Below are 15,311 nucleotides of genomic sequence, written 5' to 3'. Positions count from 1 at the left end.
GTAGTACCGGCCATGGGCCGGGACGGACGTCTGCAGTTCTTGCGTCGTGGAAAGCTGCGTGACGGGGAGGCCGACCGTGACGGGCAGCGGATCGCCTCCGCGATGGAGGAACTCCGGCACCGGGGCAAGGCGACCCTGCACGACCGGCTGCACCGGGTCCGGACCGCGTTCGGCCTGGCGGTGCAGGCCGGGCTCGCCGCCGGCCTGGCGTACCTGGTCTCCCACCGGCTGCTGAAGAACCCGCAGCCGGTCTTTGCCCCGATCTCCGCTGTCGGCACGCTCGCCGCCTCGGTGGGGCAGCGGTTCCGCCGCACCGTCGAGCTGATCGCGGGCGTGGCCGTCGGCGTGCTCGTCGGTGACGCGCTCATCTACTTCGTCGGCACCGGCGCGTGGCAGCTCGCGCTCGTGGTGACCTCGGCGATCCTGCTGAGCATCTTCGCCGGGGCGAGCGTGGCCATCGTCATCCAGGCGGCGGCCACGGCCGTGCTGATCGTGACGCTCAGCCCGTCCACCGAGAACCTGGAGTTCCCCCGCTTCATCGACGCGCTCCTCGGCGGCGGCATCGCGCTGCTGGTCACCGCCGTCCTGCTGCCGCTCAACCCGCTACGGGTGATCAACCGGGCCGCCCGGCCCGCCCTCGACCTGCTCGCCGACCAGCTCGACGCGGGCGCCGAGGCGCTGCGCAACCGGGACCGGGGCGCGGCCCAGCGGGCCCTGTTCCGGCTGCGCGAGAACAAGGAGGAACTGGCCGCGCTCTCCGAGGCGATCGAAGGTGCCAAGGAGACGAGCACGCTCTCCCCGGCCCGCTGGCACCGGCGCGGCGAGCTGACCCACTACGCCGAGGCCGCCGAACCGATCGACCGGGCCATGCGCAACAGCGGCACGCTGATCCGCCGCGCCGTCACCATGATCGAGGACGACGAGCCGGTCCCCGAGCCGATGCCGGACGCGGTCGGTCACCTGGCCGAGTCGGTACGCCTGCTCCGGCAGGAGTTCGCCGCCGGGCAGGAGCCGGAACAGGCCCGGGAACGGTCGCTGCGCGCGGTGAGTGAGGCCGGCCGGGCGTACGCCGAGGGGGTGGGCTTCTCCGGGAGCGTGGTGATCGCCCAGGTACGGACCACGGCGAGCGACCTGTTGGTGGCCTCCGGGATCGAGCAGGACGAGGCGAACCGGCTGGTGCGGCAGGCGTTCGGCGAGAACCGTCAGGGCGAACCCGCCGCCCAGAACCCCGCCGCCCACCCACCCACCGCCCCACCCGTCGGCTGACCCACGCTGTCGCCCCCTTCCGGGCCTCTGTGCGGTGATCATGAGGTTGGCTGGCGGGAGAGCGTTTTCCGAGACGGTCAACTTCATGATCGACGGGGCGGGCGGTGCGGGCGCGGCGAGATTAGGGGGCGCAGGGCTAGGGGAGGGTGGTCAGGGCCGCCAGGAGGGTGTCTACCTCGGCCTCTGTGGTGCCCAGGCCCAGGCTGGCTCGCAGGGCGGTCGGTGGCAGGTCGGTGCGGCCGGTACGGGCGGCGGCCTCGGCCAGCAGGCGCCGGGTCAGCGGGTGGGCGCAGAACAGCCCGTCCCGTACGCCGATCCGGTGCCGGCTCGCCAGGTGGGCGGCCACCTCGGCGGAGTCCCGTCCGGCGACCACGAAGCTGACGATGCCCACCCGGGGTGCTTCGGGGGAGAACATGCGCAGCTCCACCACGTCCGGCAGCGCGGCCAGCCCGGTACGCAGCCGGGCCAGCAGCGCCTGCTCCCGGGCGTGCAGCGCGTCCCGGTCGGCCGCGCCGAGGGCCTCGCAGACCGCGGCGAGCGCCACCGCGCCGAGCAGGTTGGGGGTGCCGGCCTCGTGCCGTGCCGGGCCGGTCGTCCAGCGCACGTCGTGCGTCGCGGCGCCGACGTGGCTGGTGGCGCCGCCGCCGACCAGGTACGGCGGGGCGGCGTCCAGCCAGTCCGCGCGCCCGGCCAGCACGCCCGCGCCGAACGGGGCGTACAGCTTGTGCCCGGACACTGCCACGTAGTCCACGTCCAGCGCGGTCAGGTCGACCGGCGCGTGCGGGGCGAGCTGCGCGGCGTCGACCAGGATGCGGGCACCGTACCGGTGGGCCACCCGGGCCAGCTCGGCGACCGGCAGGCACTCGCCCGTGACGTTGCCGGCGCCGGTGACCGCGACCAGCACGGGCAGGCCGGGGCGGGCGTCGCGGGCGAGTTCGCCGAGCGCCGCCGCGAGGGACCGGACCGCTCCCGCCGGGCTGTCCGGCACCGGCAGCCGTACCGAGCCGCGCGGCCAGGGCAGCAGGTTGGCGTGGTGCTCGCCGCCGAACGTGATCACCGTGGTGCCGGCCGGCAACGCCCGGGCCAGCAGGTTCAGCGCGTCGGTGGTGTTCCGGGTGAAGATCACATGGTCGTCGGGGCGGGCGCCGAGGAAGTCGCCGACCGTCTGCCGGGCCCGCTCGTAGGCCAGCGTGCACCGCCGCGACAGCGCGCCCGCGCCGCGATGCACGCTCGCGTACCAGGGAAGAAGCCCAGCCACCGCGTCGGCCGCGGCTCGCGCGCACGGCGCGCTTGCGGCGTGGTCCAGGTTGATCTCCCCCGGTACGCCGAGCACGCCGAGCGGGTCGGGGCGCACCGGCGCGGGCAGCACGGACAGCGGGGGTACGAGGGTGAGGGTCATGCCGGAGCCTCCCGGGTCACAGGGGACCCCGGGGTGCCGGGACGGGGTCCGCGCTTGCCCGGAGCGCGGAGCGGCACCGGGCCCGGTCATCACCCGGGGCACCCCACCGCGAACCTCGACGAGGGTTGCCGGCCAGCAAGCCGGGGCTTGACGCTGGCGCTCGTGACCTGTTCGGGAGCATAACGGCCTCGATGCGACCGGACCAGTGGGTCGTGGGTGACTACGCTGACCGCATGGCCGACACCCCGCCCGGCGCAGCGCCGCCGCCACCGCACGCGCCGTTCGCCCCGCACGCGGGGGCGCCGACGCCCGGGATGCCGCGGCGCCGGATCGGCTGGCGGCGGGTGCTGGTGCTGGCCGGGGTGGTGCTGCTGATCGCGGCCGGGGCGCTGTTCATGGTCTTCACGCTGGGCGAGAGCCTGGGCGCGGAGGCGCTGCTGGTGGGCCTGGTCGCGGCGATCCTGCCGGTGCCGGTGCTGGTCGCCTGCTTCCTGTGGCTCGACCGCTACGAGCCCGAGCCGCTGAAATATTTGATCTTCTGTTTCGCCTGGGGTGCCTTCGTCTCCACCGCGATCTCGCTGCTGGTGAACACGACGGGCGCGCGGCTGTTCGACGACTGGGGGCTGCCGGCGGCGCTCACCGCGGTGCTCGTCGCCCCGTTCATCGAGGAGCTGACAAAGGCGGCCGGCCCGCTCCTGGTGCTGATCTTCCGGCGCCGGGAGTTCTCCGGGATCACCGACGGCCTGGTCTACTGCGGGCTCTCCGCGGTCGGCTTCGCCATGGTCGAGAACATCCTCTACCTGGGCGGGTACGGCTACCGCACCGGCGTGGAGCAGTACGGTCCGGCGACCGGCGCGCAGCAGGTGATCGCGATCTTCATCGTCCGGATCCTGCTGTTCGGCTTCGCCCACCCGCTGTTCACCTCGATGACCGGCGTCGGGCTTGGTGTCGCCGCGCGTACCGCCGACCGCCGGGTGCGGGTGCTCGCGCCGCTCGCCGGGCTGCTGCTGGCGATGATCCTGCACGGCACCTGGAACCTGCTGCCCTCGCTGGCCCAGGCCACCGGACAGACGGTGATCGTGCTGTACGGCTACATCGGCGTGATGGTGCCGATCTTCTTCGCCATGGTGGGGCTGGCGATCTGGCTGCGTGCCTGGGAGGGCCGGCTCACCGAGCGCACGCTGCCCGACTACGTCCGCGCGGGCTGGCTCACCCCGCCCGAGGTGGCGGCGCTGGGCAGCCTTGGCCGCCGGCACGCGGCGCGTACCTGGGCCCGGCGGGTCGCCGGTGACGGGGGAGTACGCGCGATGCGCGGCTACCAGTTCGCCGCGACCCGGCTGGCGCTGCTGCGCGACGGCATGCGGCGAGGGCTCGACCGCAAGCCCGCCGAGCAGGAGCGGACGGCACGGGAGGAACGGGAGCTGCTGGACGCGATCACCGCGTACCGGTCGTTCTTCGTCGGTCGTGACCCGCAGGCGCCGGTCGGGGTGTGGGACGGTCAGCGCTACCACCTGCGGTTCCCGGACGGTTCGCAGCGGCCGGTCGAGGCGCCGGACGACCCGGTGGTGCCGATCCCGGTGGTGCTGGCCCCGCCGCCCGCCTTCCCGCCGAGCGGCTACGGCCCCGTTGGCTGGCCCGGTCCGGGTGCCGGCCACGGCCCGGGTGCCGGCCACGGCCCGGGCGGCTGGCCCGGTCCGGGCGCGCCCTGGCGCTGAGAGCAGGTCCGGGGCCGGTCAGCTCATCAGGCCGGTCAGGAAGTCGCCGAGACCCTGGGCGATGGCCATCAGCGCGCCGCCGATGCCCTTGAACACCTGCGCCGCCCCGTCCGGCCGGAACGCCATGAAGTAGATCAGGAACGCGAGGAATCCCCAGGCGAGGATCTTCTTGATCACTACCGGCATGGTGTCCCTCCCCAGGGCGCGCTGAGGTGCCTGGGCTTCCCGCCGGGCAGCGCCGCAAACGGCGCCGCCGGAGAGCTACCGGTGCCGCCGCGCGGCTACAGGTAGAGACCGGTGGAACCGGCGGCGGTGCTCTCCACCCGCTCGGCCGCCACGGCGTGCACGTCCCGCTCGCGCAGCAGCACGTACGCCCGGCCGTGCAACTCGACCTCGGAGCGGTCGTCCGGGTCGAACAGCACCCGGTCACCGGCCACTATCGCGCGGACGTTCGGCCCGACGCCGACCGCTGTGGCCCAGGCCAGGCGCTTGCCCACGGCTGCCGTCGCGGGGATCACGATGCCGGCGGTCGAACGGCGTTCCCCCTCCGCGCCCTCGGTACGCACCAGCACGCGGTCGTGCAGCAGGCGGATCGGCAGCCCGGCGTCGAGACTCTGGTCGGCGGTCACGCGAAGACGCTACCGCGTGGCCGACTGTCGATCCCGGCGTGGTTGGCGCGAGTGCCGGGCGGGCAATGTGTGGCCGAGTCGCCCTAGGGTGGGGCGTACGGACGTATCCTGTGCCCCCTGCGACCTGATGGGGCCGACTTTGCCGGAGGTGCGCTTGAGCCGCATGGAGCGGATGCGCGGACGGCTCCGCCGTGCGTACGAGTCGGGCCGGGAGGCGACGCGAACCCGGCGGGCCGCGGCGGAGGCGGCGGAGGCGGCGGACGGGGGCGTGGCCACGCCGGCAACCCCGGGGCCGCCCGCCGCGCCGGAAGCGACGGTGGTGGGCGCCCAGCCGCCGGCGGCGATGCACTCCTCGACGGTGAGCCGGGACGACACGGAGGTGCCGCACGCGCTGCGCATCGCCGCCGCGTGGTGCTGGCGCCTGATCGTGATCGGCATCGTCACCTGGGCCCTGCTCAAGATAATCGGCACGATCAGCATCGTGATCATCCCGCTGACCGTCGCGCTGCTGCTCTCCGCGCTGCTCGCACCGGCGGTCGGCTGGCTGCTCCGGGCCCGGCTGCCCCGCTCGCTGGCGACAGCGGTGGTGCTGGTCGGTGGCCTGGCCGCCGTCGTCGGCACGCTGACGCTCGTGGTGAACGAGTTCATCAAGGGCGTACCGGAGCTGAGCCAGAAGTCCTCCGAGGGCGTCCGGCAGATCCAGGACTGGTTCAAGACCGGGCCGCTGCACCTGTCCGACAGCCAGCTCGACCGCTACATCAACGAGGCGCAGAACTGGATCAACGGCAACACCGAGCGGTTCACCAGCGGTGCGCTCAGCACCGCCGCCACGCTCGCCGAGGTGCTCACCGGCACCGTCCTGGTCCTGTTCGCCACGTTCTTCTTCCTGCGCGACGGCAACAACATCTGGCGGTTCCTGGTCCGGCTGCTCCCGGTGGCCGCCCGCTGGAAGGTCGACGACGCCGGTCGCGCGTCCTGGGCGACGCTCGGCGCGTACGTGCGTGCCACAGTCCTCGTGGCCTTCATCGACGCGGTCGGCATCGGCATCTTCCTGGTGCTGTTCGACATCCCGTTCGCGTTCCCGCTGGCCGCACTGGTCTTCCTGGGCGCGTTCATCCCGATCGTCGGTGCGTTCCTGTCCGGCGTGGTGGCCGTGCTGGTGGCGCTGGTCGACAGCGGCCCGGTGACCGCCCTGATCATCCTGGGCGCGGTGATCGGCGTACAGCAGGTCGAGGGCCACGTGCTCCAGCCGCTGATCATGGGCCGCGCGGTGGCCATCCACCCGCTCGCCGTGATCATCGGCATCGCCGCCGGAGTGGTGCTCGCCGGCATCGCCGGCGCGCTGGTCGCGGTGCCGCTGATCGCCGTCCTGAACACCGCGGTGCGGCGGCTCGCCGCGCGTACTGTGCCGGACACCCCGCCGGACGCGGTGGTGGTCGCCTCCCAGGCGCCCTGACCCGCCGGCACCCCTTGACGCCCGCGTCACCCCATCCGGGGAGGCGCGGGCGTCAGCTCTTGGCGAGCCGTTCCAGCGCGCCCCGGGCCACCTCGGGACGGGTGGTGTACCAGAACGGCGGCAGCGAGCGGCGCAGGAACGGGCCGTACCCGCGAGCCGTCTCCAGCCGCGAGTCGAGCACCGCCACCACGCCCCGGTCGCCGGTGGCCCGGATCAGCCGGCCGACGCCCTGGGCCAGCCGCACCGCCGCGATCGGCACGCTCACCGCCGCGAAACCCGAGCCGCCACCGGCGTCCACCGCCGCCGCCCGCGCTGCCGCGAGCGGCTCGTCCGGGCGGGGGAACGGCAACCTGTCGATCACCACGAGCTGGCAGGCGTCGCCCGGCACGTCCACGCCCTGCCAGAGCGACATCACCCCGAACAGGCAGCTCTCCCGCACCTCGCGGAACCGGCGTACCAGCAGCGGCAGTGCCTCCTCGCCCTGGAGCAGCACCGGCAGGTCGGTCCGCGCGCGGACCAGCTCCGCCGCTTGCTGCGCGGCCCGTCGCGACGAGAAGAGCCCGAGGGTACGACCACCGAGCGCCTCGACCAGCGCCAGCAACTCCTCACCGGCCGGGCCGGGCAGCCCGGAGACGCTGGGGCGGGGTAGGTGCGCGGCGACGTACAGGATGCCCTGCCGGGCGTAGTCGAACGGCGAGCCGACGTCGAGCGAACTCCAGCCCGGCCCCTCGGTGGCCGGTACGGTGCCGATCGACGCCCGGCTGCCCTCGGTGGCGGCCACCGGCGGCGTGACCGGGGACCGGCCCGCGGCGGCGGCTGTCGCCAGCGCGGCGGCGGCCGGGGACGGCGGTGCGGGCGGCGGCGCGTCCAGCCCCAGCGCCCGGGCCACCGTGTCGAAACGCCCGCCCAGCGCCAGCGTCGCCGAGGTGGCGACCACTGTGCGCTCGTCGTACAGGTGGGTGGCGAGCGTGCCCGCCACCGACAGCGGCGCCACCACGAGGGCGCGGCGGCTGCCGTTGTCCGGCTTCTCGACCCAGGCGACGTCGTGGTCGGCCTCCTCCAGCAGCCGCTGGGCGGTGGTGGACAGCTCGTCCAGCACGGCCTTGGCCTGCTGCTTGCGGACCGGGTCGGGGTCGTCGGACTTCACGTCGCCGATCGCCTCCAGCGCGGCCCGGGTCGCCGAGTCCAGCAGCGTGCACGCCTCGCGCAGCGCCGGCGGCAGACCGGCGGTGAGCCGCCCGGCCGGTGCCTCGGCCAGCCCCACCGCCAGCGCGTCACCGGCCTCGGTGAGCCGTTCGGCCACGTCCGGGCGCAGCAGCGGCCGGGCCCGCCGGGTGGACCTGTCGATCAACTCCGGCACCAGCTCGGCCTGGGCGGCCGACGAGACCCGGTCGGCCAGCTCGTGCGCCTCGTCGACCACGAGCAGCTTGTGCGGCGGCACGATGTGGCGCCCGGCGAGCATATCGACGGCGAGCAGGCTGTGGTTGGTGACCACGATGTCGGCCTCGCGGGCGCGCGCCCGGGACGCCTCCGCGAAGCACTCCTGCCCGAACGGGCAGCGGCTCGCGCCGACGCACTCCCGGGCCGGCATGGAGACGCTGCGCCACACCTGGTCGTCCACGCCCGGGTCCAGCTCGTCCCGGTCGCCGGTGGCGGTCTCCTCGGCCCAGTCCCGCAGCCGTTGCACCTGCTTGCCCAGGCGGCCCGCCTCACCGAGCCACTTGGTGCCGCCGTTGCCGGGGCGTGGGGCGTCGAACAGCGCGTCGTCCGGTTCGTCCTCGACCGAGCTGTCCAGCCGGGCCAGGCACAGGTAGTGGTGGCGCCCCTTCAACACGGCGAACGTGGGGCGGCGGCCCAGCACCGGCTCGACCGCGTCCGCCAGCCGGGGCAGGTCGTGCTCGACGAGCTGGGACTGCAACGCCAGCGTGGCGGTGGAGACCACCACCGGCCCGTCCACCGTCAGCGCCGGAGCGAGGTAGGCCAGGGACTTGCCGGTGCCGGTGCCGGCCTGCACGAGAAGGTGCTCGCCGGAGACGATGCTCTGCTCGATCGCCTCGGCCATCTGCTGCTGACCCGGCCGGGTCGCGCCGCCGGGAACCGCGCCGACCGCGGCGGCCAGAAGCTCCCCGGCACCGGCGCGGCCACCTCGGCGCTTCTTCGGGACGGCCGGGCCGGTGGCGGTGCGGGACGGGGTCACCGTGCGACCGTACCCGCCGCCCCCGACGGGGGTCCGGCCACTCCGGCGGCGTGGCGGGACGGCGGGTCGCGTCCGGTTACCTCCCGATCGCGTGGCGTGGCCGGAATCGGTTAGGGTGCCAGGCATGCCGAGCGATGTGGTCCGCGTGATCTACCGCAAGTACGACGGCAGCGCCCACCGCGACTACCCGGCCCGCCGGCTCGCCGAGGACGACCTCGGCGTCTGGCTCGGCGTGCCCGCCGGCACCGAGTCCGTCTACCACGGCCGCCCGTCCGTCGAGCAGATCCCGTTCGTCCTGCTGGTGCCCCACCACGGCTGGTGGACCGGCATGTTCAACCCGCCGCCGCGCACCAGCGAGGTCTACTGCGACATCGCCACCCCGGCCCGCTGGGAGGGCGGGGAGACCGTCCACCTGATCGACCTCGACCTGGACGTGGTGCGCCGCCGCGAGACCGGCCTGGTCGAGCTGCGCGACGAGGACGAGTTCGCCGTGCACCGGGCCCGCTGGGGCTATCCGGACGACGTGGTCACCGAGGCCGAGGCCGCGTCCCGCTGGCTGCTCGGCGCGCTCGGCGACGGCACCGAGCCGTTCGCCACGTCGTACCGGAAGTGGCTGGCGCTGGTGGTCTGAGCCAGCTCACCAGCGCGGCGGCCAGGCGGCGTCCGGCCCCAGCGGCGGCAGCTCGCTGACCTTGGCCGGGTTGAGCTGGTTGAACACGCCGGTGACCCGCCCCTCGTGGACGGCGAACGAGGTGACCATCCGGATGGGCCGCCCGTCCCGGTGGAAGAACTCCGACTGCCACCCGAGCGTCCCGTCCACCAGCACCGGCCGTCCGCGCAGGCCACCCCGCTGCCGGGCCTGGCCGTACAGGCCGAGGAGCAGGCGGGCGACCGAGTCGACACCGACCACCGGCCGGCGCCCGGCCGGGAAGTGACCGCCGGCGTCGCCGATCGACACCACGTCCGGGGCGAGCACGCGGACCAGCTGCTCCAGCTCACCCGACTCCACCGCGGCGGCGAACGCGGCGAGCACGCGCCGCTGCTCGGCGAGGTCGGCGCTGTGCCGGGGCACGTCCGGCCCGTGCACCGCCCGCCGGGCGCGCGACGCCAGCTGACGGGCCGCCTCCGGCGTCACCGCGAGCACGTCCGCCACGTCGGCGAACGGCACCGCGAACACGTCGTGCAGCACGAACGCCACCCGCTGCTCCGGCGTCAGCCGTTCCAGTACCACCAGCAGCGCGGTGCCGAGCTGATCGGCCCGCACGGCCCGCTCGGCCGGGTCGGGCGCGAACCCGTCCGCCACCGGCACCGCTGTCACCACCGGCTCGGGGAGCCACACTCCCGGGTACGCCTCCCGGCGCACCCGGGCGGAGCGGAGCACGTCCAGGCAGATCCGGGAGCAGGTGGTGACGAGCCAGCCGCGCAGGTCGCGTACGTGGGCGCGCTCCTCCGGGTCGCTCAGCGCGCCGGAGAAGCGCAGCCAGGTCTCCTGCACCGCGTCCTCGGCCTCGCTGCGGCTCCCCAGCATCCGCTGGGCGACCGCCAGCAGGCGCCCTCGTTCCGCCTCGAACTCCCCCGCAAGCTCCTCCACACCCCCATTCTCCCGCCCCACCCCCCACCCCACCGCCCCCGCGCCCTTACCTGGGCTCGCTGATCTTGCACTTGCCGCCCCGACAAAGGGTGCTTTCCGGGCGTGCAGGGGGCCGCAACTGCAAGATCGGCGGGCCGGGGCAGGGGCGTGGGGTGAGCGGGGAAGGGCGCTGGGGGTGAGGATCGGGGGATGAGTGAGGTGGTGGGGCCCGAGGGCGGGCGGATGCGGGAACTGCTTCGGGTGGGGCCGGGAGCGGTGGACCTGACGGCGATCGACCCACGATCGACGCCGGGGCTGCCGGCGGCGGCCGGGCGCGGGCCGGCGCGCAAGGAGTGGGCGCGCGCGCAGGTCGAGCTGGTCGGCGCGGAACTGGGCCGGCAACAGGAGATGCTGTACGCCTCGGCGCAGGGCGCCGCCGGACCGGGCAGCGCCACCAGCGCGCCGGCCCAGGCGGACGCCCGGCTGGACGGCGACCGGCCGCGCCGGGTGCTGCTGGTGCTCCAGGCGATGGACTGCGGCGGCAAGGACGGCACCGTCAAGCGGGTGGCGGGCGCGATGAACCCGCTCGGGCTGCACATCCGCTCGTTCGGGCCGCCGACCGAGGAGGAGTTGCGGCACGACTTCCTGTGGCGGGTACGCCGGGCGCTGCCGCCACCCGGGTACGTGGGCGTGTTCAACCGCTCGCACTACGAGGACGTGCTCATCGCCCGGGTCGAAGGGCTGGTCGACGAGGCGACCTGGCGGTCCCGGTACGCGATCATCAACGACTTCGAGCGGGAACTGACCGAGCAGGCGGTCACAGTGGTGAAGGTCATGCTGCACATCTCGTACGCCGAGCAGGGCGAGCGGCTGATGGAGCGGCTCACCGACCCGGCGAAGTTCTGGAAGTTCAACCCGAGTGACCTGGACACTCGGGCACGTTGGGACGATTATCAGGCCGCGTACGCCGAGGCCCTGGAGCGTTGTGGCACGGACGCCGCGCCGTGGTTCGTGGTGCCGGCGGACCGCAAGTGGTACCGGGACTGGGCGGTCGCCCACCTGATGCGGGAGACGTTCGACGGCTTGGATCTGGGGTATCCGCCTGCCGATTTCGACGTCGAACGGGAGCGTGACCGGTTACGGAACCAACTCAGCCGGTGATCAGGTGAACAGAAGGTGAACGAGCGGTGAATCGGGCCTGACCAGGGGTGGGCCGATCGAAAGTGGGTTCGGCGCGGTCCCTAGCATGCGCAGAGCAGACGCCCGGGCGGCGACGGCCACCCTTCCACCGACACGACGAGGTCCGTGCTGTGAAGTTTTCCTTCCGTCCCACCGAGGGCGCCTTCTACGAGCTCTTCACCAGGGCTGCGCAGAACCTGGTGAAGGGGACCGACCTGCTCAACGAGCTGGGTCTGCCCGGTGCCGACGTGCAGTCGATCAGCGAGCGGCTGACCGACATCGAGCACGACAGCGACCAGATCACGCACGAGCTGTACAAGAAGATCAACTCCACGTTCATCACGCCGTTCGACCGCGAGGACATCTACCGGCTGGGCTCGCTGCTCGACGACGTGATGGACCACCTGGAGGCGGTCGGCAACCTCCTCTACCTGTACGGCCTGACCAAGCTCCCGTCGCTTCCGCGCGAGCTGCACGAGCTGGTGAACGTGCTCGACCTGCAGGCCAAGCTCACCGCCGAGGCGATGCCCCGGCTGAAGTCGATGAAGGATCTCGAGGACTACTGGATCGAGTGCAACCGGCTCGAGAACGACGGCGACCAGGCGTACCGGATGCTGCTGGTACGCCTCTTCTCCGGTGAGTACGACGCGCTCACGGTGCTGAAGATGAAGGAGGTGGCCGACGAGCTGGAGGCCGCCTGCGACGCCTTCGAGCACGTCGCGAACACCGTCGAGACCATCGCGGTCAAGGAGTCCTGATCCAGTGAGTCCCGAACTCATCGCCGTGCTGGCGGTGATCGCGGTCGCCATGGCGTTCGACTACACGAACGGCTTCCATGACGCGGCCAACGCGATCGCCACCAGCATCTCGACCCGGGCGCTGACCCCCCGGATCGCGCTCGCGCTGGCCGCCGTCGGCAACTTCGTCGGCGCGCACTTCGGTGCCGGCGTGGCCAAGACGGTCGGCGACGGCCTGGTCACGTTGCCGACCGGGGTGGAGAGCCTCGGCGTGGTCTTCGCCGGCGTTCTCGGCGCGATCATCTGGAACCTGATCACCTGGTACTTCGGCCTGCCCTCGTCCTCCTCGCACGCCCTCTTCGGCGGACTGGTCGGCGCCACCCTGTTCGCCGCCGACGGCATCGTCCAGTGGGCCACCATCATCGAGAAGGTCCTCATCCCGATGGTGCTGTCGCCGGTGGTCGGCCTGGTGCTCGGCTTCCTGGTGATGCTGGCGATCATGTGGCTGTTCCGGAAGGGGCAGCCCGGCAAGCTCAGCCGCGGCTTCCGCTGGGCGCAGACCGCGTCCGCCGCCGCCATGTCGGTCGGCCACGGCATGCAGGACGCCGCCAAGACCATGGGCATCATCGTGCTGGCGCTCTACACCGGTGGCTTCCAGGAGAGCAAGACCCACATCCCGGGCTGGGTCTTCTGGACCTCGGCCGCGATGCTGGCGGCCGGCACGTACGCGGGTGGCTGGCGGATCATCCGGACGCTTGGTCGGAAGATCATCGACCTGGGGCCGGCGGAGGGCTTCGCGGCCGAGACCGTCGCCAGCGCGGTGCTCTACTTCAACGCGCTGGTGCTGAAGGCGCCGATCTCGACCACGCACACGATCACCTCGGCGATCATGGGTGTGGGCGCGACGAAACGGCTGTCCGCGGTGCGCTGGAACGTGGCGGGCAACATCGTGATCGCCTGGATCATCACGTTCCCGGCCGCCGCCGCGATCGCCTGCCTCGCGTACCTGCTGGTCCGGCCGCTGTTCTGAGCTCCTGTCCGCGCTCCGCGCGACGACGTCGAAGGGTTCCCCGCCGTGGCGGGGGACCCTTCACGCGTAGGAGACGCCGATCCGGGCCTTGATGTCGTCGATGAGGCCCATCACCTCGAGCGTGGCGGCGTGCGGCACCAGCGGGCTCTCCGTCAGCCCGGCGGCCAGGCAGCGCTGCACCTCGATCGCCTCGTACTGGTAGCCGCCGCCGGTCAGGTCCGCCGGGATCGTCTCCGGTTCGGCGCCAGCCCGGTGCAGCACCGCGTGCGCCGGCCGGAAGAACAGCTCGGGCAGGTCGATCCGGCCGGTGGTGCCGGTGATCGACGCGGTGATCGCTGTCGCGCCGACCATGCCGCAGCTGAGCGTCGCCACCGCGCCGGAGTCCCAGCCGAGCACCATGCCGGTGTTCTCGTCCACCGCCTCCGGGGTCAGCTTGGCCCACGCCTGCACGTGCTGCGGCACGCCGAGCACCAGGTGGGCCAGGCTCAGCGGGTAGACGCCGAGGTCGAGCAGCGCGCCGCCGCCGAGCGTGCGGGCCCGCATCCGGTGCTCCGGCGGGAACGGCCCGGCCACGCCGAAGTCGGCCCGTACGTGCGTCACCTCACCGATCGCGCCGTCGCGGATCAGCTCCAGCACGCGCAGGATCAGCGGGTTGGTCCGCATCCACATGGCCTCCATGAGGAACAGACCCCGGGCGCGGGCCGTCTCCACCAGGTCGGTGGTGGTCGGCAGGTCCAGCGTGCAGGGCTTCTCCACCAGCACGGCCTTGCCGCCGGCCAGGCACGCCAGCGCCGCCTCGTGGTGCGCGGCGTGCGGGGTGGCCACGTAGATCGCGTCCACGTCCGGGTCCGCGGCCAGTTCCGCCCATGAGGCGTACGCACGCGGCACCTCGTGCCGGTGCGCGAACAGTTCGGCGCTCTCCCGGGTACGCGAGCCGACCGCCACCAGTTCGGCGTCCGGCACCAGCCGCAGATCCTCGGCGAAGCGAGCGGCGATGTTTCCGGTGGCCAGGATTCCCCAACGCGTCATGCCCGGCACGCTATCCCGTACCGCTCGGAGGCCGGGAGGGTGATCCACCGGTCGGGACGGCTCAGCCATGGGCGTCGGCGGCGGCCCGCGCGGCCCGTTCGATCATCGCCCGCCGCGTCGCCAGCGTCGGCGGTTCCGGTTCCAGGTGCGCGTACGCGGCCCACGCCCCGATCGAGCCGTCGAGCTGCTCCCGCAGGATGTCGGCGTGCCCCGCGTGCCGGCTGGTCTCGGCCAGCACGTGGACCAGGATGTTGAACAACTTGACGTCCGGGCGGGGCCACCACGGCACGTGGCCGGGAGCGTCGATGGCGAGGGCGTCGATCGTCGCATCCGCGTGCTCGGCCACCCGCCGGTAGCGGCCGAGCACCTCCTCGCGGCTCTCGTGCTCGGTCGCCCACATGTCGGCGCCGTCCGGATCCGGGTCGTCCCACCGGGGCAGCGGCTCCGGGAACGGCCTGCCGAACACCTCGCCGAAGTACCGGGCCTCCCCGAAGGACAGGTGCTTGACCAGGCCGAGCAGGTTGGTGCCGGACGCGGTCAGGGGGCGGCGTACGTCGTACTCGGACAGCCCGTCGAGCTTCCACAACAGCACCTCGCGGATCTGGCGCAGGTCGTTGTGCAGGTACTGCTTCGCGAAGTCGTCGATCACAGGTCACCACCCTGCCAGGCATGGCCGGCCGCCGTAGCCCCGTGCCGGCGGCCCGCTGGGCCGCCCGGAGGTGCGCGACGGTCTCTGTCGCTGAGCCCTCGAACCGTCCATCTGAACGTCGGACCGGCAACACGGAGCGTGCAGATTGCACAGCGTCACGGCGGTTGTCTGTCACTCGTCAGGCCGAGTGTCCAGAAGGGACTTACCGGGCATAAACCCACCTGGCTCCCAGCTCGGTGAAGGTCCTCCCGGCCCCTTTGCTCTGCAGCCTTTTGCGCACCGCTCGCGGAGGGTCACCGTTGCGGATTCGGCTGCAGAGCAAAGGCGGGGGAGGAGTGTGCCAGTGGCTGGGCGAAAACTACCCAGTGTGATTGGGGCGCCGGTGTGTGGAGCGCGGGTTCCGCGGGTGCCGGCGAGCACGGCCGGACTGTCCACCGCGTCATGCCCGGCACGCC

General features: G+C 73.2%; 14 protein-coding genes and 1 riboswitch. Of the genes, 7 read left to right on the top strand and 7 right to left on the bottom strand.

All coding sequences use genetic code 11. The features are described from left to right. Positions 1-12 precede the first annotated feature (12 nt). Entirely contained in the window at positions 13-1,266 is a 1,254-nt protein-coding gene (locus tag ACQP26_RS28120) for an FUSC family protein (protein ID WP_281579954.1), read from the top strand. Between the two features lie 136 nt (positions 1,267-1,402). On the opposite strand, the gene ACQP26_RS28115 is transcribed toward ACQP26_RS28120, so the two are convergent. Then, positions 1,403-2,665 (bottom strand): aminotransferase class V-fold PLP-dependent enzyme, encoded by a 1,263-nt coding sequence (locus ACQP26_RS28115; protein WP_433494410.1) that lies wholly within the window; start codon positions 2,663-2,665, stop codon positions 1,403-1,405. A 45-nt stretch (positions 2,666-2,710) separates the two neighbouring features. Then, positions 2,711-2,833, bottom strand: a riboswitch (SAM riboswitch). A 23-nt stretch (positions 2,834-2,856) separates the two neighbouring features. Between ACQP26_RS28115 and ACQP26_RS28110 the strand changes: the two genes are divergently transcribed. Beyond that, on the top strand, positions 2,857-4,380 hold the full coding sequence (locus ACQP26_RS28110) for a PrsW family intramembrane metalloprotease (RefSeq protein ID WP_433494409.1): 1,524 nt from the start codon (positions 2,857-2,859) through the stop codon (positions 4,378-4,380). An 18-nt stretch (positions 4,381-4,398) separates the two neighbouring features. Here the strand turns inward: ACQP26_RS28110 and ACQP26_RS28105 are convergent, their stop codons facing one another. Then, positions 4,399-4,566, bottom strand: coding sequence for a hypothetical protein (locus ACQP26_RS28105; protein ID WP_013288841.1), 168 nt, complete (start codon positions 4,564-4,566; stop codon positions 4,399-4,401). Positions 4,567-4,661: 95 nt separating this feature from the next. Continuing rightward, positions 4,662-5,009: a GroES family chaperonin gene (locus ACQP26_RS28100; protein WP_013288840.1), complete on the bottom strand. Its 348-nt coding sequence runs from the start codon at positions 5,007-5,009 to the stop codon at positions 4,662-4,664. A gap of 127 nt (positions 5,010-5,136) precedes the next feature. Between ACQP26_RS28100 and ACQP26_RS28095 the strand changes: the two genes are divergently transcribed. Further along, the gene (locus ACQP26_RS28095) at positions 5,137-6,465 is read left to right on the top strand and encodes an AI-2E family transporter (protein ID WP_269703814.1); all 1,329 of its coding nucleotides are present in this window, start codon (positions 5,137-5,139) and stop codon (positions 6,463-6,465) included. Positions 6,466-6,517: 52 nt separating this feature from the next. On the opposite strand, the gene ACQP26_RS28090 is transcribed toward ACQP26_RS28095, so the two are convergent. Further along, on the bottom strand, positions 6,518-8,662 hold the full coding sequence (locus ACQP26_RS28090; protein ID WP_281579644.1) for an ATP-dependent DNA helicase: 2,145 nt from the start codon (positions 8,660-8,662) through the stop codon (positions 6,518-6,520). Positions 8,663-8,786: 124 nt separating this feature from the next. Here ACQP26_RS28090 and ACQP26_RS28085 point away from each other — a divergent pair, with 124 nt between their 5' ends. Further along, positions 8,787-9,293, top strand: a complete 507-nt coding sequence (locus ACQP26_RS28085; protein ID WP_269703816.1) for a DUF402 domain-containing protein — start codon at positions 8,787-8,789, stop codon at positions 9,291-9,293. Positions 9,294-9,299: 6 nt separating this feature from the next. Here the strand turns inward: ACQP26_RS28085 and sigJ are convergent, their stop codons facing one another. Further along, complete coding sequence (sigJ, locus tag ACQP26_RS28080; protein ID WP_433494408.1) at positions 9,300-10,253, bottom strand: RNA polymerase sigma factor SigJ; 954 nt, start codon at positions 10,251-10,253, stop codon at positions 9,300-9,302. Between the two features lie 189 nt (positions 10,254-10,442). Here sigJ and ACQP26_RS28075 point away from each other — a divergent pair, with 189 nt between their 5' ends. The 3 genes from ACQP26_RS28075 to ACQP26_RS28065 all read left to right on the top strand — a co-directional run bounded on the left by ACQP26_RS28075 (position 10,443) and on the right by ACQP26_RS28065 (position 13,178). Further along, positions 10,443-11,393, top strand: coding sequence for a PPK2 family polyphosphate kinase (locus tag ACQP26_RS28075; RefSeq protein WP_433494407.1), 951 nt, complete (start codon positions 10,443-10,445; stop codon positions 11,391-11,393). Positions 11,394-11,542: 149 nt separating this feature from the next. Next, positions 11,543-12,169 (top strand): DUF47 domain-containing protein, encoded by a 627-nt coding sequence (locus tag ACQP26_RS28070; RefSeq protein WP_030504473.1) that lies wholly within the window; start codon positions 11,543-11,545, stop codon positions 12,167-12,169. A gap of 4 nt (positions 12,170-12,173) precedes the next feature. Then, positions 12,174-13,178, top strand: a complete 1,005-nt coding sequence (locus tag ACQP26_RS28065) for an inorganic phosphate transporter (protein WP_269703819.1) — start codon at positions 12,174-12,176, stop codon at positions 13,176-13,178. Between the two features lie 60 nt (positions 13,179-13,238). Here the strand turns inward: ACQP26_RS28065 and ACQP26_RS28060 are convergent, their stop codons facing one another. After that, positions 13,239-14,207, bottom strand: coding sequence for a Gfo/Idh/MocA family protein (locus ACQP26_RS28060; RefSeq protein WP_433494406.1), 969 nt, complete (start codon positions 14,205-14,207; stop codon positions 13,239-13,241). A gap of 61 nt (positions 14,208-14,268) precedes the next feature. After that, positions 14,269-14,856 carry a DinB family protein gene (locus ACQP26_RS28055; RefSeq protein ID WP_433494405.1) on the bottom strand — a complete coding sequence of 196 codons (588 nt, stop codon included), beginning with the start codon at positions 14,854-14,856 and terminating at the stop codon, positions 14,269-14,271. Positions 14,857-15,311 lie beyond the last annotated feature (455 nt).

The organism is Micromonospora sp. CA-248089, assembly GCF_050948515.1.
GTDB lineage: Bacteria > Actinomycetota > Actinomycetes > Mycobacteriales > Micromonosporaceae > Micromonospora.
The sequence above is the reverse complement of the archived record's forward strand: the minus strand, read 5'-3'. Positions and strand labels throughout refer to the sequence as shown.

Bases quoted from the DNA above. Each gene is read 5' to 3' on its own strand.
- ACQP26_RS28120 (WP_281579954.1), top strand. From the start codon at position 13: ATGGGCCGGGACGGACGTCTGCAGTTCTTGCGTCGTGGAAAGCTGCGT.
- ACQP26_RS28115 (WP_433494410.1), bottom strand. From the start codon at position 2,665: ATGACCCTCACCCTCGTACCCCCGCTGTCCGTGCTGCCCGCGCCGGTG.
- ACQP26_RS28110 (WP_433494409.1), top strand. From the start codon at position 2,857: ATGCGACCGGACCAGTGGGTCGTGGGTGACTACGCTGACCGCATGGCC.
- ACQP26_RS28105 (WP_013288841.1), bottom strand. From the start codon at position 4,566: ATGCCGGTAGTGATCAAGAAGATCCTCGCCTGGGGATTCCTCGCGTTC.
- ACQP26_RS28095 (WP_269703814.1), top strand. From the start codon at position 5,137: ATGGGGCCGACTTTGCCGGAGGTGCGCTTGAGCCGCATGGAGCGGATG.
- ACQP26_RS28085 (WP_269703816.1), top strand. From the start codon at position 8,787: ATGCCGAGCGATGTGGTCCGCGTGATCTACCGCAAGTACGACGGCAGC.
- ACQP26_RS28075 (WP_433494407.1), top strand. From the start codon at position 10,443: ATGAGTGAGGTGGTGGGGCCCGAGGGCGGGCGGATGCGGGAACTGCTT.
- ACQP26_RS28060 (WP_433494406.1), bottom strand. From the start codon at position 14,207: ATGACGCGTTGGGGAATCCTGGCCACCGGAAACATCGCCGCTCGCTTC.